Source organism: Paenisporosarcina sp. P4_E4_2 (genome assembly GCF_056401595.1).
On sequence record NZ_JBFUJC010000043.1, the window covers coordinates 1 to 14,056 of the forward strand.

The 14,056-nt window shown below is 42.6% G+C and carries 11 protein-coding genes; 4 read left to right on the forward strand and 7 right to left on the reverse strand.

Annotated elements, in window-relative coordinates; all coding sequences use genetic code 11:
* Window positions 1–1,035: 3'-5' exonuclease (locus AC1DSB_RS05525; protein WP_477586029.1), on the forward strand; the 1,035-nt coding region annotated here is incomplete at its 5' end.
* Between the two features lie 199 nt (window positions 1,036–1,234).
* Here the strand turns inward: AC1DSB_RS05525 and AC1DSB_RS05530 are convergent.
* A complete protein-coding gene (locus AC1DSB_RS05530; RefSeq protein ID WP_477530809.1) occupies window positions 1,235–2,107 on the reverse strand; it encodes a GNAT family N-acetyltransferase in 873 nt (290 codons plus the stop codon).
* Window positions 2,108–2,229: 122 nt separating this feature from the next.
* On the opposite strand from AC1DSB_RS05530, the gene AC1DSB_RS05535 reads away from it, so the two are divergent.
* Window positions 2,230–3,312, forward strand: a complete 1,083-nt coding sequence (locus AC1DSB_RS05535; RefSeq protein WP_016428372.1) for an acyltransferase family protein — start codon at window positions 2,230–2,232, stop codon at window positions 3,310–3,312.
* A 278-nt stretch (window positions 3,313–3,590) separates the two neighbouring features.
* Here AC1DSB_RS05535 and AC1DSB_RS05540 read toward each other — a convergent pair whose 3' ends face one another.
* From AC1DSB_RS05540 to AC1DSB_RS05550, 3 genes are all read right to left on the reverse strand, one after another.
* Window positions 3,591–5,414: an ABC transporter ATP-binding protein gene (locus AC1DSB_RS05540; RefSeq protein ID WP_477530808.1), complete on the reverse strand. Its 1,824-nt coding sequence runs from the start codon at window positions 5,412–5,414 to the stop codon at window positions 3,591–3,593.
* Window positions 5,395–7,137: an ABC transporter ATP-binding protein gene (locus tag AC1DSB_RS05545; protein ID WP_477586031.1), complete on the reverse strand. Its 1,743-nt coding sequence runs from the start codon at window positions 7,135–7,137 to the stop codon at window positions 5,395–5,397. The genes AC1DSB_RS05540 and AC1DSB_RS05545 overlap by 20 nt, the downstream gene beginning before the upstream one ends.
* 228 nt (window positions 7,138–7,365) lie before the next feature.
* A complete protein-coding gene (locus tag AC1DSB_RS05550) occupies window positions 7,366–8,265 on the reverse strand; it encodes a DMT family transporter (protein WP_477530806.1) in 900 nt (299 codons plus the stop codon).
* Between the two features lie 214 nt (window positions 8,266–8,479).
* Between AC1DSB_RS05550 and AC1DSB_RS05555 the strand changes: the two genes are divergently transcribed.
* A complete protein-coding gene (locus AC1DSB_RS05555) occupies window positions 8,480–10,489 on the forward strand; it encodes an EAL domain-containing protein (RefSeq protein WP_477530805.1) in 2,010 nt (669 codons plus the stop codon).
* Window positions 10,490–10,551: 62 nt separating this feature from the next.
* Here the strand turns inward: AC1DSB_RS05555 and AC1DSB_RS05560 are convergent, their stop codons facing one another.
* Both AC1DSB_RS05560 and AC1DSB_RS05565 read right to left on the reverse strand, forming a co-directional pair.
* Window positions 10,552–11,010, reverse strand: a complete 459-nt coding sequence (locus tag AC1DSB_RS05560; RefSeq protein ID WP_016428377.1) for a threonine/serine exporter family protein — start codon at window positions 11,008–11,010, stop codon at window positions 10,552–10,554.
* A gap of 10 nt (window positions 11,011–11,020) precedes the next feature.
* A complete protein-coding gene (locus AC1DSB_RS05565) occupies window positions 11,021–11,767 on the reverse strand; it encodes a threonine/serine exporter family protein (protein WP_016428378.1) in 747 nt (248 codons plus the stop codon).
* A gap of 234 nt (window positions 11,768–12,001) precedes the next feature.
* On the opposite strand from AC1DSB_RS05565, the gene ade reads away from it, so the two are divergent.
* Window positions 12,002–13,774, forward strand: coding sequence for an adenine deaminase (gene ade / locus AC1DSB_RS05570; protein WP_477530804.1), 1,773 nt, complete (start codon window positions 12,002–12,004; stop codon window positions 13,772–13,774).
* A 29-nt stretch (window positions 13,775–13,803) separates the two neighbouring features.
* On the opposite strand, the gene AC1DSB_RS05575 is transcribed toward ade, so the two are convergent.
* Window positions 13,804–14,056 (reverse strand): beta-propeller domain-containing protein (locus AC1DSB_RS05575; RefSeq protein WP_477586033.1); only part of this gene is annotated, 253 nt, incomplete at its 5' end.

Sequence of the window (14,056 nt, forward strand, 5' to 3'; positions counted from 1 at the left end):
GCCCTTGATAAAGCGTTGGTCGTTCGTGATGCTGCAAAACGCAAAGCGGAAGTGACGAAATTCATCGATGAGCGCGATCGCCGAATTCCATTAATCGAAAAAGAATCCAAGACCACGGCCAATGTTTACATGAAACGTTTTAAAAAAGCCAACATCAAAAATATGTATCGTGAGTTTGTCACAAATGGAAAGTTAATAAACGAACATGCCACACTTTGGACAGCGGAACAGAAAGACTCGTTTCTGCGAAGCCATTCGATGGAGTCATGGGAAATAGAAGACTTGGCACCTCTTTATTACATGCACGCCAAGATTAAAGGCATTTCGGACAAGTGGAAAATGCGTGTCGTCTTCATTGATGAGGTCCAGGATTACAGCGTATTTCAACTGGCCGCCCTCAAAGAAGGCTTGGAGACGGATATGTTTACAATGGTTGGAGATTTGGCTCAAGGCATTCATAGTTACCGGGCCCTCACTTCCTGGGAACCGATTATTGAATTATTCCCACGTGCCACTTACACGACTTTGCAAAAAAGCTATCGAACGACAATTGAAATCATGGAAATGGCAAATAGTATTTTGATGCAGATGGACGAAGACTTACCATTGGTGGAACCCGTCGTCCGTCATGGCATCGATCCGCAGTTCCACGAGATGAAGATGATTGATGGCAATCGGATTGTCACTTTAATGGACGAAGTCCGAAGTCGTGGTCATCGTTCGATTGCTCTTATCTGCAAAACGACTACAGAGGCAAAAGCTGTTGCGAAGCACCTTGATGATTTCCTTGAGATTCAGTTGCTGAGTGATCATTCGGATATACACCAGGAAAAGCTACTCATTGTGCCGAGCCATCTAGCAAAAGGGCTGGAATTCGATGCAGTTATCGTTGTGGCGTTTGACAACCCGTTCCGCGAACATGCAATCGACCGCAAGCTTTTGTATGTCGCGATGACCCGTCCGATGCATGAGCTACATTTAGTCGGACCAAATCGGGAACATTTTTTATTGCCCGCTACATCAACTAAATCGTGAAATCTATTCTGACGTTTCTCTTACCCAGGAGAAACGTTTTTTCTTTTCCCCTTGCAGGATTCCTGTTTGCTGACAGATGAAGAAATGACTAGTGATTGGTCCACATTTGCAGACCCTTTACCACCTTTTGTGGCTGCTAATTAATGCAGGGACTCTATTCAAAATAATGTTACTAAAAACCGAAAAACCCCACTGCAACTTAATTTGCAATGGGGTTTTTCACGTAATAATCAACTTGCAATACTGGTTTAAAACCTGCTTTATTATAAACCGATAATGCTTTGTCGTTGTCAATTTCCACATCGAGCTTAACGGATTCACAATTTCTTCGCTTTCCTTCTACTTGTGAAAAGGCCAACAATGCGGAACCGATGCCTTGACCTTGTCTTTCGGAATCTGTAGCCAACGCTGTTACCCAGAGAGTTTTTCCATCTTCCACAAGTGTTAAAGTACCGACGACTTGCCCATGTTGCTTCGCTACAAAAACATGTCGTGAAGGATTGGATGCATTGTAATCCAGCAGTGTTTGTACTTCGTCTTCTGTATCACCAAATGCATTCATTAAAATACGTGTAAGTTCCTGAGTTTCATCCGTTAATGGTTCGACATCCACCGCAGGATTTTCTGCTACTGAATTCACGTCTGCTTTCAATGTCGCTTCAGTGAAGTTCCACTCATATCCTGAGTGTTGCAGAAAAGCTGCACCGGCTTGGGATTCTTTCATATTCAATGCAAGCTCACCTTCAGCGCCTCGTACTTCCAAATTATGTTGCAATTCTTTTATCAACGCCTGCCCGAGCCCTTGTCTGCGATATTCCGGGTGGACCAGTCCACTCCATTCATAGGAGTGAATGCCAATCATATCAATGGCCGAAACAACTCCGACCACATCGTCTTCTGCATATGCAAGCACTGCAAAGCCTTTAGTTACTGGATCCGTCATGACGGGAATATTTAAGACTTGGTCGTAATTGGTGCCTTCTATTTCTTCACTTGCACGCAGGAGTCCCTGTATTTCACTCGATGTTTCTACATCTAAAGGGAACGAAACTGTCAATATGGCAATGTCCACAAGTATTTCCACCTTTCTTTCATTGTTGTGACTAACGTGTTTCATTATGGTAACAACTGTTTATTTCCTCTCACAATCGGTTATATAATAGCGAAAGTGTGAATTTATGGAGGAGTTAAATCATGGATAAGAAACGATTATCCTGGGTGGACGTTACAAAAGGATTTTTAATGATTCTTGTCGTAATCGGCCATTACCCAGGTCAACTTGATTTCCCTCTTGGGAAGTATATATATTGGTTCCACATGCCTGCCTTCTTTATTTTAAGCGGGATGTTTTTTAAACCTGTTCTGGAAAAAGGGCTTTCAAAACAAGCCATTCATAAACGTTTTATGCAATTAATCGTACCATATTTGTTTTTCCTTGTAACGATTACAGTCATTCGCTATGGAATGGAAATCGGTTCAGGAAACATGGATTTATCATGGTATTTGAATGATATTTGGACACTTGTAATTGGAGGACGATTTGCTCGTGGTGCTTACGGAGTTTTCTGGTTTGTCACAACGTTGTTCTTTACGTATTTGTTCTTCTTATGGATGACAAAATACTTCAATCGTACGAAACAGATTGTGATTTTAACTGTCTTCTACTTAATCGCTCATATGGAAAGTTTGTTTGCGATGCAAGTAATTGGTGGTGCGCCTGATAAAGCCTCTCAAACCATTCCTATGATTTGGAATATCGACGTAGCACTAATGGCGGTTGTCTATTTTGCACTTGGATATTATATGAAGAATATTTGGATGAATGTTACGAAGCCTTGGTTGATTACAGGGCTTATCGGAACGGTGTCCGCCATTTCGCTCGATTGGTTCGGCGTAATGGATTATCACTTGAGTATGAAGTTCCTGCGCTATGAACATGTGGTGTTGGATTTAGTCATTCCGATTTCCATGACTCTGGTTATTGTCGGAGTATTTCAATGGGTTGCTTCCCACATGTCATTGAAGTGGCTGCAACAAATTGAAAAGCACTCAATTGCCATTATGTATCTCCACATTTTCACAGATATCGTATTGAATGATTACTTCAATTACGGAATTATTGGATTCACGGCATTTGGATTGTTGGTACCGATTGTTGCATCAATACTCATTCAAAAACTGGTCCCTTACGGTAGATTGTTCCTAGGCGGTTTTTCGCCGAAAAAACGCAAAGTTGCTAAACCAGTGAAATTAAAAGAAGCTGAGCCTCAATACTAGAGGCTCAGCTCAGACTGTAGACAAACTCAGTAATTTTGAGTTTATCTGCAGTCTTTTTCATTTAAACTAAAATTTAGACGAATCATTTCGGAATCTGAGCCCTTTCCTGCGGACGAACGCCTCAATCTCCTCGTCCTAAAGGTCTGCGGGGCTTTCGCCATCCGTTTTTCCGCGGGAGTGGCTCGGATTCCGTTCCTTTTTAAAAAAAATGCTTACTTAAGGTGACTACAATGCTTTCAAAACATAATTCCATTCAACGAGACCAAATTGAAATGTTTTTATATATGCGATTCCGTCAACATGTTGTAATACAGCCCTTTTCGGGTCACGAGCTCTTGTTGACTTCCAGATTCAACGAGTTGTCCTTGATCCATTACATAGACAACGTCTGCCTTTCTGACGGTATTCAATCGATGAGCGATAACAAAACTCGTCCGGCCTTCCATCAATCGTTCCAGAGCTTCCTGGATTTTCATTTCGGTCACTGTATCGATGCTGCTAGTTGCTTCATCCAACAGCAAAATGACGGGATCCGCTACCAGAGCGCGTGCAATTGACAGCAATTGTTTCTGGCCTTGACTGATTTCCCCTCCATCTGCGGTCAGGACCGTGTTGTATCCTTCTGGTAACTTAATGATGAAGTCATGTGCATTTGCTTGTTTGGCAGCTTCTATCAATTCTTCATCCGTTGCATTTAATCGGCCATAACGAATGTTATCTTTTACTGTAGCCTCGAATAAAAATGGATCTTGCAAGACAAATGCAATTTGACTGCGCAATGTTTGGCGAGCCAATTGGTCAATCGGGATATCATCAATCCGTATTTGACCATCATTCGTTTCGTAAAAACGGGCCAGTAGCTGCATGATGGTCGTTTTTCCTGCACCTGTTGCACCGACCAATGCGGCTGTTTCTCCAGGATTCAGGATAAAACTGACATCACGAATCGTATGTTCAGCATCCGATTGTTCATATTTAAAGGAGACACGATCGAACTCGACTTTTCCTTTTAACACAGTATCTAATTGAGTCGTGGCTTCATCTTTTTCAATCGGTTCATCAATAATGGCGAATACCCGCTCCGCTCCGGCAATTGCAGAAAGGACGGTATTAAATTGATTCGCCAGGTCATTCAAGGGGCGGGTAAACTGACGAGCATATTCAGAAAAAATTACGATAGTACCAATCGATACGTGACCGTTCAGGGCAAGCAAGCCTCCAACACCTGCAACGATGGCAAAGCTGGCATTGTTCAACATATTCATTACTTTCGGGATGAAACCTGAATAAGTCAAAGCCCAAAATCCGGTATGGCGTAGGCGTTCACTTTTTACAATGAACTCATCAGTGACGCGTTCCTCTTGTGAGAAAGCTTTGACGATTCGCTGACCCGAGATTGTTTCTTCAATCATGCCGTTCAAATCCCCAACCGCCTGTTGTTGCTGTTTGAATAGTATCCCTGTTCGTCTTGTAATCCATCTCATGGAGAAAAACATGACCGGAATGATTGTCATGGTCAGCAATGTCAGTAAAGGACTTAACGTCAGCATGACAATGACGGTTCCGGTTAGCGTTAAAATACTCGAGAACACTTGAATAAATGAACTATTTAAAGTGGCACTGACGTTTTCAATGTCGTTCGTCACACGGCTCATGAGTTCACCATGCTGACGTTTATCAAAGAAAGATACAGGCAACTTTTGAAAATGTGAGAAGAGATTCGTTCGCATCCGATAAATGGTTTGCTGCGCAACGCCGATCATCCAATAGTTTTGGAAAAACATCGACACCGAGAGGAAGAAATAAATACCTATCAACCACATCATCATGTTTTGCATACCTGCAAATTGACCCGGCACGATATACTCATCGATAATTTTCCCAAGTAGATAAGGCCCAACTAAAGCTAGAGTGGAACTGACAACGACTAGCAACAAAACCGTAATCAATAGTGCACGTTGTTCATCCACGAGGTGCCAAATTCGCTTCAATACACCTTGCCAGTCCCCTGCCCGTTCTCCTTTTTTCTTTTTGACAGGGGTAATATCTTCTTTCGTCAGAACCGGCTCGTAGCCAAATGGTTTAGTTAACATCTGTCGCATTTGCTTCCACCTCCTGTTCTTGTTGCGACTCCGCAATTTGACGGTATAATTCGGACGTTTCGATCAGTTCCTGATGAGAGCCATAAGCAGAAATCCGTCCATTGTCGAGTAAAAGGACACGGTCTGCGCCTTTTGCAGTTCGGATTTTTTGCGTAATGACGAGCATGGTTGCTTCTTCTTTATCCAATGCCTCCCATAGCAATGCTTCAGTTTTCACATCTAGCGCACTGGTGCTGTCATCCAACAGAAGAATTTCTGGCTTTCGGACCAACGCGCGTGCGATGGACAGTCTTTGTTTTTGACCGCCAGACAAATTTACACCTTTTTGACCAACACGCGTATCATAGCCTTTCGCGAACTGTTCAACAGAAGAATGAATTTGCGCTTGCTTGGCAGCTTGTTGCAATTCTTCTGTTGATGCTTCGACTTTGCCCCATGCCAAGTTTTGATAAATACTTCCCGTAAACAACAGTGACTGCTGGGGAACGAGCCCTATGGCTTGTCGTAATTGATCCAACGGCCATTTGTTAACGTCTTTCCCGTCAACTGTAAWGGAACCCGAGGTTACTTCAAAAAAGCGCGGGATGAGTTGCATCAAAGTTGATTTACCGGCACCGGTAGCTCCCATGATGGCCAATTTCTCGCCAGATTTCACATCAAATGTAATATTGTTCAGCACTAGTTCAGAAGAGTTCGGGTAGCTGAACGTCACATTGTTGAAACTGATTTCACCTTCAAGGGCTTCATGCATTTTACCTGTTTCTTCATCGCGTTCCAGCCCTTCATTGACCAGTAACACTTCTTCCATACGTTCTGCAGAAGCTTTCGCACGGGCAAATGCCATGATAATAAAGGCGAACATCGAGAAAGCCCCCGTCATACGCATTGCGTAGTTGACGATTGCGACCAACTCGCCAATTTGGGCATTGTTCGATTGGATTTCACGAGCACCAAACCAAAGAACTGCCAGCAAACTGATGTTCATGACGAGTAGAAGAAGTGGAAGAATGATTTCCATAATGCGAAGCGCCTTCACTGTATCCATTTTGAGGAGGTTCGACACTTTTTCAAAACGAGAAGACTCGAACGTACCGCGCAAATATGCTTTAACCAACCGTACTGCCTGGAGGTTTTCCTGTAGGACACGGTTCACACGGTCGAGTCGAACTTGCACAAGTGCAAAAAAACTGACCCCTTTTTTCACCATAATATAGAGAAAAATCAGTAGGAATGGTGCCCCGATTACAAGGAACATCGCGAGGTAGGCATTGACGATAAACGCCATAATGACACTGCCGAGTACGAGTAAAGGCGCCCGCAACATAATACGCAAACTCATAAAGAGTACGTTTTGCACCATGGTGACATCACTTGTAAGCCTCGTGATTAAGCCGGCAGTCGGGAACTTCGTAAACGTGGCAACTGTAAACTGCTGTACTTGCTTGAATAAAGCACTGCGGACATCAAAAGCAAAACTTTGTGATGCATGCGACGCAAAGAAAGAGTTTGTCGCGCCAGACAAGAAAGCGACGAAAGCCATGAGCATCATGACTCCTCCCCACGTCCAAATAACGGACTGATCTCCTTGCATGATGCCATCATCTATTATTTTGGCTATAATGAGTGGCTGTACAAGCTCGACAGAAAGCTCGATTAGCATGAGGAAAAGCGCAATGGCAATTGGCCATTTATATGGTCTGACATAAGAAAATACGGTTTTCACTAGATGCCCCCCTGAAACTTCTTCGTTAAACGAATTAATTATCTGATTGTTCACTATTATGCCACAATGAATGAGTAAAAGGTATCATTCATTGTGATGAAATGTTCTCTGTTAGATACGATTTTTGGGTAAGCGGTCGCTTAGTTGGAATCACCCCGAATTGACACTCGGCCAAGGGCAAAAAAAAAATCACCTATCCCCAAAAGGATAGATGATACTCTAGCAAACTTATTTCTTGTTCCGATCTCCCGCAATGGATAGCCACGTGACACAAATCAGCATGATGAGAGCCCCCATCAGCTGCCATTTCCCTAACACTTGTTGCAGCCAAATAACAGAGATAATCATAGCAGTGAGTGGCTCCATGCTTGATAAAATACTGGTCTCTATCGCACTTATGTATTTCATACTGCTCAAAAATAAAATGAAAGCCACTGTGCCTATAACGATGACTGTCAATAAAAGAACGGACAATTTCCAATCCAATAATAAAGCCCATTCGTCGGATTGCCACACGCGACTTATACTTCCCAGTACCAGACCGCCGATCAGCATCGACCAACCAACCACCAGCAAAACACCCCATTCTTTCATGAGAGAACCGGGATATAACGTATAAAATGCAAAGCTCAGGCCGACAGCGACTCCCCATGCCAACGCTTCCGGGCTTAACAGTAATTTGGTGAATGAACCATTCGTCAATAAGAAGAATAAGCCGATCAACGTTCCGGCAATTCCAATCAACTGATATTTCGGTGGCCATTTCTTCATACTCCAAGATACAAATATAACCACAAAAATCGGTGCTAAAAATTGAAGCAACGTCGCAACTACCGCATTGCTTGATTCAATTGCTGCTACAAATGAATATTGAACTCCTAGCATGCCGAACATGGAGAAGATAATCAATCGCTTAACCCAATATGGCTGTCGCCAAATTGGTCTTAATTGATTTCCTGTTAATTTTAGAAAAGCGAGCAAAACAACTCCTGCAACAAGTAACCGAATCGTCAACATAAACGGAACTGTCAGCATTGAGTTCGATAATATCCATTCCATCAATGGACCCGTCGCTCCCCATAACATGGCTCCGGTAATAATTAAGACGATTCCTTTTGCGCGATTCATTTACTCACCTCTTTATCTACAAGTCTACTTTTCATCTTACTATTGTTCAAGTTGAATTCAATGAAAAACTTGCGAACATTTCATTTCCACCTCCAATAAATCTCCTTGAATTTTCCTTTATTTTTCAGAATAAAACATTATTTATTTTAATGACTTGATGCCAAGACTTCTCTATAATAGGAGTTATTAGTATACAAACAAGGAGTCCTGCGAAATGAAAGGTATGCAACAAGTATTGGAAAATGGTAGCAGTATATTGGACCATGTTCCTTTTCCGATGATACTGACTGCGAGTGACGCAACGGTACTTTGGTGGAGTAGRGAAGCTGAGAGAACATTTGGTTTTACTGCGGACGAAATCGTTGGAAAATTCTATCCTTTTTTCGAAGAAAACCGTTCAGCCATACATAAATCAACGTGGGGTCAAGTGGTTCAAAGTGAGAACCCAATTCGTTTTGAAAATTTCATTATTCATTCAAAACATGGCAAAGCTGTTCATGTTTCAGCTGTTTTAAATTCAATGACAATCGATAATGAACAATGCGTCATGTTCTTATTTGAAGTTAATAATGTTCCAACAATGGATCAAACATCAAGTACACAAGAATTAGCTAGCTTTAAAATGGGAATCGATGAAACCTTTATGCTCACTTATTTGGACCCAGATGGGCTAATTACATATGCAAATACATTGTTTTTGAAAACAAGTAAATGGACGCCAAAACGTATTATTGGTAAGTCATTTTGGCAGCTTTTCCCCGAAGAGTCAGCTGAGAAATCGGTCAACCCAATATGGTACACCCTGAATAGCAACCGCGTTTGGCAAGGGTCTGTTGAAAAACTGACTAAAGATGGAGAAACATATTGGGTAGATATGACGGCCATCCCTGTTTTGGCGACGAATGATGAGCCTATGTACTTTGCCATTTTGGAAAAAGATATCACGGATAAAAAACGCCTGCAATTGCATCTTGAGCAAATTGCTTATGTGGATTCAGAGACAGGATTAATGAATCGCCATCGTCTTGAAAATATCGTGTCCGGACTTATTGCAGAAGAACGTCACTTTTCTTTCATCTTTTTAGATATCGATAAGTTTTACACATTGAGAGACATGCACGATGAAGAGTCTGAAACCACTCTATTACTGGAATTTGCAAAACGCCTGAAAATGTATTTCCAGGATAGTGATATCGCACGCGTGGGTGAAGATGAATTTGTAGTGTTGACGCCTTTGAGTGATTGGTTTATTCAAGGTTTCTTAAGTTACTTGAAGCAGCATCCGATTTACATTCGCAACAAAGCTATCCCGATTTCAATCAGTGGCGGGATTACGAGATACCCAGAAGATCAATCAACATTTTTACATATGATGAGGGCGTCTAGTGCGACCATCCATAAGGTGAAGCAAGAAGGCGGAGGAAATATCGTCAGCCTTTCAAAAGCCAATCATGTCGCGTTAAGCCGAAAGGCCATGATTGAAAAACGTTTGATTGAGGCGTTGCACCATAAAGATTTAACTGTTATGTATCAACCACAAGTTGATTTAAAGACTGGCAAGATTGATGCAGTGGAAGCACTGGTTCGTTGGGAAGACGCTGTACTTGGAACCGTTACACCGAACGATCTCATTCCAGTTGCAGAAGAGACAGGCATGATTCATGATATTGGGAGCTTTATGTTGGAGAAGGCATGCGAGCAAGCCGCACTTTGGGCAAAAAACGGCAAGCCGATGAAAGTGAGTGTAAACTCTTCCATTCGCGAATTCCGTGATAAAAACATGGTAAAGCAAGTTAGACAGACATTAGAGAAATTTGGCTGTCCTGCTCATCTACTGCAAATTGAGATTACTGAGAAGTTTGCACTGGAAGCGGAATCGGAACAATCCATCATTCGCCAAATGCATCAGCTTCAAAGTGAGGGCATCAGGTTTGTTCTCGATGATTTCGGGACAGGCTATGCGTCTTTCCGTTATATGCAGATGCTACCGATTACCGAACTTAAAATCGATCAATCATTTATCGCGTCCATTACGAAACAAGAGAAATTGCAAAAACTAGTACACGGCATGATTCAGTTTGGAAAATCAATGGAGATACGCGTCTTGGCTGAAGGTGTTGAGACAAAAGAACAACAGGATTTATTGACAAAACTCGGCTGTGACGCCATTCAAGGTTTCTATATCAGTCATCCTGTATCTGCTGGCGAAATTGAAAATTTATAAAATAAATGCGCAAAGTGCCTGTTTAGCTTGAAACCTTGCTCAGACATAAAAAAGACGGTTTCTCAAACATTCTGAGAAGCCGCCTTTTTTCTACTTAAATACCTAAATATCAACTGCATCAAAACTTCAGCAAACACCAAACCCATTGCGATTGCACCTGATGTCATAAATGCTTTGGAAGCGTAAGAGATGGCGGTTAAATAGTCATTTTCCACAATGTTGCGCATCGCATTGTATGCAAGTCCTCCGGGAACGAGTAAAATGATGCCCGGTACACTGAAAATGATCATCGGCATACGGAAACGTTTAGATAAAATATGTGATGCCAGCGCTACGATAAAAGCTCCTGCAAAGGATGCTTGAATTGCATCACCTGAAACCATTGTAAAACCACTGTAAATTACCCAACCGCACATCCCTACTAAGCCGGCTGCAACTAGTTTTTTTCTAGGGGCATTAAATATAATGGCAAATGACATTGCGATAATAAAACTTAACACCGCTTTTACGATCCAAATCATGACACCCCTCCTAAAATGATAGTACGAGTGCAACGCCTGCACCGATTGCGAATGCTGTCAACAATGCTTCTGCACCTTTTGATACCCCRGAAACAAAATGCCCGGCCATAAGATCGCGTACTGCATTTGTAATGAGCAATCCTGGTACCAATGGCATGACACCACTGATAATGATAGTGTTCAAGTCTTCCCCAACTTGCAGCAGAACCGCTAAAAAAGCCAGGGTTCCAACGATTGAGGCAGCAATGAATTCCGCGAAAAACTTAACACGGGTCAATTCATGTATTAGTGTGACCACAACGAACCCCATTCCACCTGCAATGGTCGCTGCCGGAACATCTTTCACGACACCATCGAACAGGATAAGAAAACACCCGCTCGCAACTGCAGCTGCTATAAACTGTAATAGAAAAGGGAACATTAAGTTGGCACTGGCAACTCGTTGTAATTCTTCATATGCTTCTTCGATAGTCAGTTCAGTGGTGGCCAGTTTTCTTGATACTTGATTCACAAGTGCTATTTTCTCTAAATCTGTCACCCTGTCCCGAATGGTCATCAACCGTGTCGAGCCATCTTTTCCAAGCGAAAACATGATTCCTGTTGGTGTGACGAAGCTTTGGGTCCCTATCAGACCTTGTGAAATCGCCATACGGGTCATTGTATCTTCAACCCGATACGTTTCCGCACCACTCTCAATCATTAGTCGACCCGCAAGCAGGCAACAATCTATTGCCAAATCATTCTTCTCATTTAGCACGTCTGTGCCCACTCCTTTCACTTATCACCTTTGCACAATCTTAACGAAATGTGCAGTAAAAAACAAATATTGTTGGTACTTTACATGAATCTATTGCTCATACCGAGTACAATGATATAAACGTGAGTAGCCATCCATTACATATTCACTTTTCCGGTTCTATAAACTATTCATTTCGTATATACGACAGTACAATACCTATAAGTAAATTCTTTTCATAAAGGGGGAAATTTCATGCAAGGTTCAATCGATACACTCAAAAAAATCATCGCGGTATCCCAACAAAAACAGCCTGCTGATTTCATTTTGCGCAATGCGCGTGTAGCGGATGTATTTTCACTTGTTTGGGCGAACGCAGATATCGTTGTCTCGGATGGCTTTATTGTCGCAATTGATTCTACTCGCTCATTTGAAGCCATTGAAGAAATGGATGCAGGGGGACGCTATGTCGTACCCGGCTTGATTGACGGACATATCCATATTGAATCGTCGATGCTCACCCCATCTGCTTTTGGTGATGTTTTATTGCCCCACGGCGTAACGACTGTTGTGACCGATCCACATGAAATTGCAAATGTTGCAGGAGTTGAGGGCATCCAATTCATGCTGAAAGATGCAGAAAAAAGCCCAATGGATATTTTTGTCATGCTCCCTTCGAGTGTACCCTCCACATCCTTTGAACATGCAGGTGCAAGACTGGAAGCAGAAGATTTACAACCGCTTCTCTCCCACCCTTCCGTACTCGGACTTGCAGAAGTAATGGATTATCCAGCGGTTTTGCGCGGAGACGAAGGCATGCTTTCAAAGCTCCTGATGACCAAGGAAGCGGGTCTTCGAATTGATGGGCATGGAGCGGGATTGCAACGCGAACAGATTCGAGGATATCGCGCAGCCGGCATTCAGACAGACCATGAATGTGTGACAGCGGATGAAGCACGTGACCGCATTACCCAAGGCATGTATGTGTTAATACGTGAAGGCTCTGCTGCGAAGAATCTACATGATTTGCTTCCTGCGGTAACACCTCACAATGCAAGAAGATTTTTATTTTGTACAGACGACAAACACCTGGATGAACTGGTGGACGAAGGCAGCATAGATCATGCTATACGTCTCTCCATTAAAGCTGGAATGGAACCTCTTCAAGCGATTCAATTGGCCACGCTGAATGCTGCGGAATGTTATGGTTTGTCTCAAAAAGGAGCATTGGCAGCGGGCTTCGAAGCAGATTTTCTATTGCTCGATCATCTTGAACTTTTCAAAGTAGCTGCTGTATTCAAGAAAGGAGTCAAGGTGGCGGAGCATGGCCGCATGATAAACGCTACTGAAAATCAAACGGATTGTACCGTTCGAATTCGCCATTCCGTTCATTTGCCTACTTTGACGGTCGAAGATTTGGCTATCCCGCTCCCGCAAGGTGCCAAAGCGAATATTATGGAAATCATACCAGACCAGATTGTTACCAATAAAGTGGTTGAAAAAGTTGAAATTATAGATGGCGCATTCGTGCAAAACATGGAACGGGATCAATTGAAACTGGCTGTAATTGAACGGCATCATCAATTACACACCATTGGATTGGGCATTGTGAAGGGCTTCGGCCTAAAAAAAGGAGCAGTCGCGACCACCATTGCTCACGATTCTCACAATGCGATTGTTCTGGGTACGAATGATGAAGACATGATTGCGGCTGTACAGGCGTTGCAGGATATGCAGGGTGGATTGGTCGTTGTCCATGATGGTCAAATCATGGCTTCGCTTGCATTGCCTATAGCCGGATTGATGACGAAAGTTCCTCTCGAGGAAGCAGTACAATCACTGGCAAACTTGCATGAAGCAATCCATACCATTCATCCGAAGCTCGATTTTCATTTATTTTTGACCTTATCATTTCTAAGTTTGCCAGTCATTCCATCACTTAAATTAACTGATACGGGATTATTCGATGTCACCACATTCCAGCATATCGGAATTGACGCGAATACGAACGAAAAAGCAGACCACTAAGCGAATCGCGTTAGTGGCCTGCCTTGTTATTAATATGTGACTACACCAATCTCTTTAAACGTATTTAAATCATAACTCTTCGTTTCTTTCATTGAAATAGTATAAAGTGTATCTCCAGCATAAACCATCCGTTGAACGAGCTGCTCCCAATCTTCGTTTTGTTGCTTGGATGATTTAATCATGTTGGCCACTTGCTTGATTCCTTCTTCAGCCGTTATTTCATACATCATTGCACCTTCGCCTGCATACTGACCGTATCCATCCTTATTAGTACCCTGATAC

What these genes read in the sequence shown, in the direction of transcription:
- ade (WP_477530804.1), top strand. Translation starts at nt 12,002, where the DNA reads ATGCAAGGTTCAATCGATACACTCAAAAAAATCATCGCGGTATCCCAA.
- AC1DSB_RS05540 (WP_477530808.1), bottom strand. Translation starts at nt 5,414, where the DNA reads ATGCGACAGATGTTAACTAAACCATTTGGCTACGAGCCGGTTCTGACG.
- AC1DSB_RS05550 (WP_477530806.1), bottom strand. Translation starts at nt 8,265, where the DNA reads ATGAATCGCGCAAAAGGAATCGTCTTAATTATTACCGGAGCCATGTTA.
- AC1DSB_RS05535 (WP_016428372.1), top strand. Translation starts at nt 2,230, where the DNA reads ATGGATAAGAAACGATTATCCTGGGTGGACGTTACAAAAGGATTTTTA.
- AC1DSB_RS05560 (WP_016428377.1), bottom strand. Translation starts at nt 11,010, where the DNA reads ATGATTTGGATCGTAAAAGCGGTGTTAAGTTTTATTATCGCAATGTCA.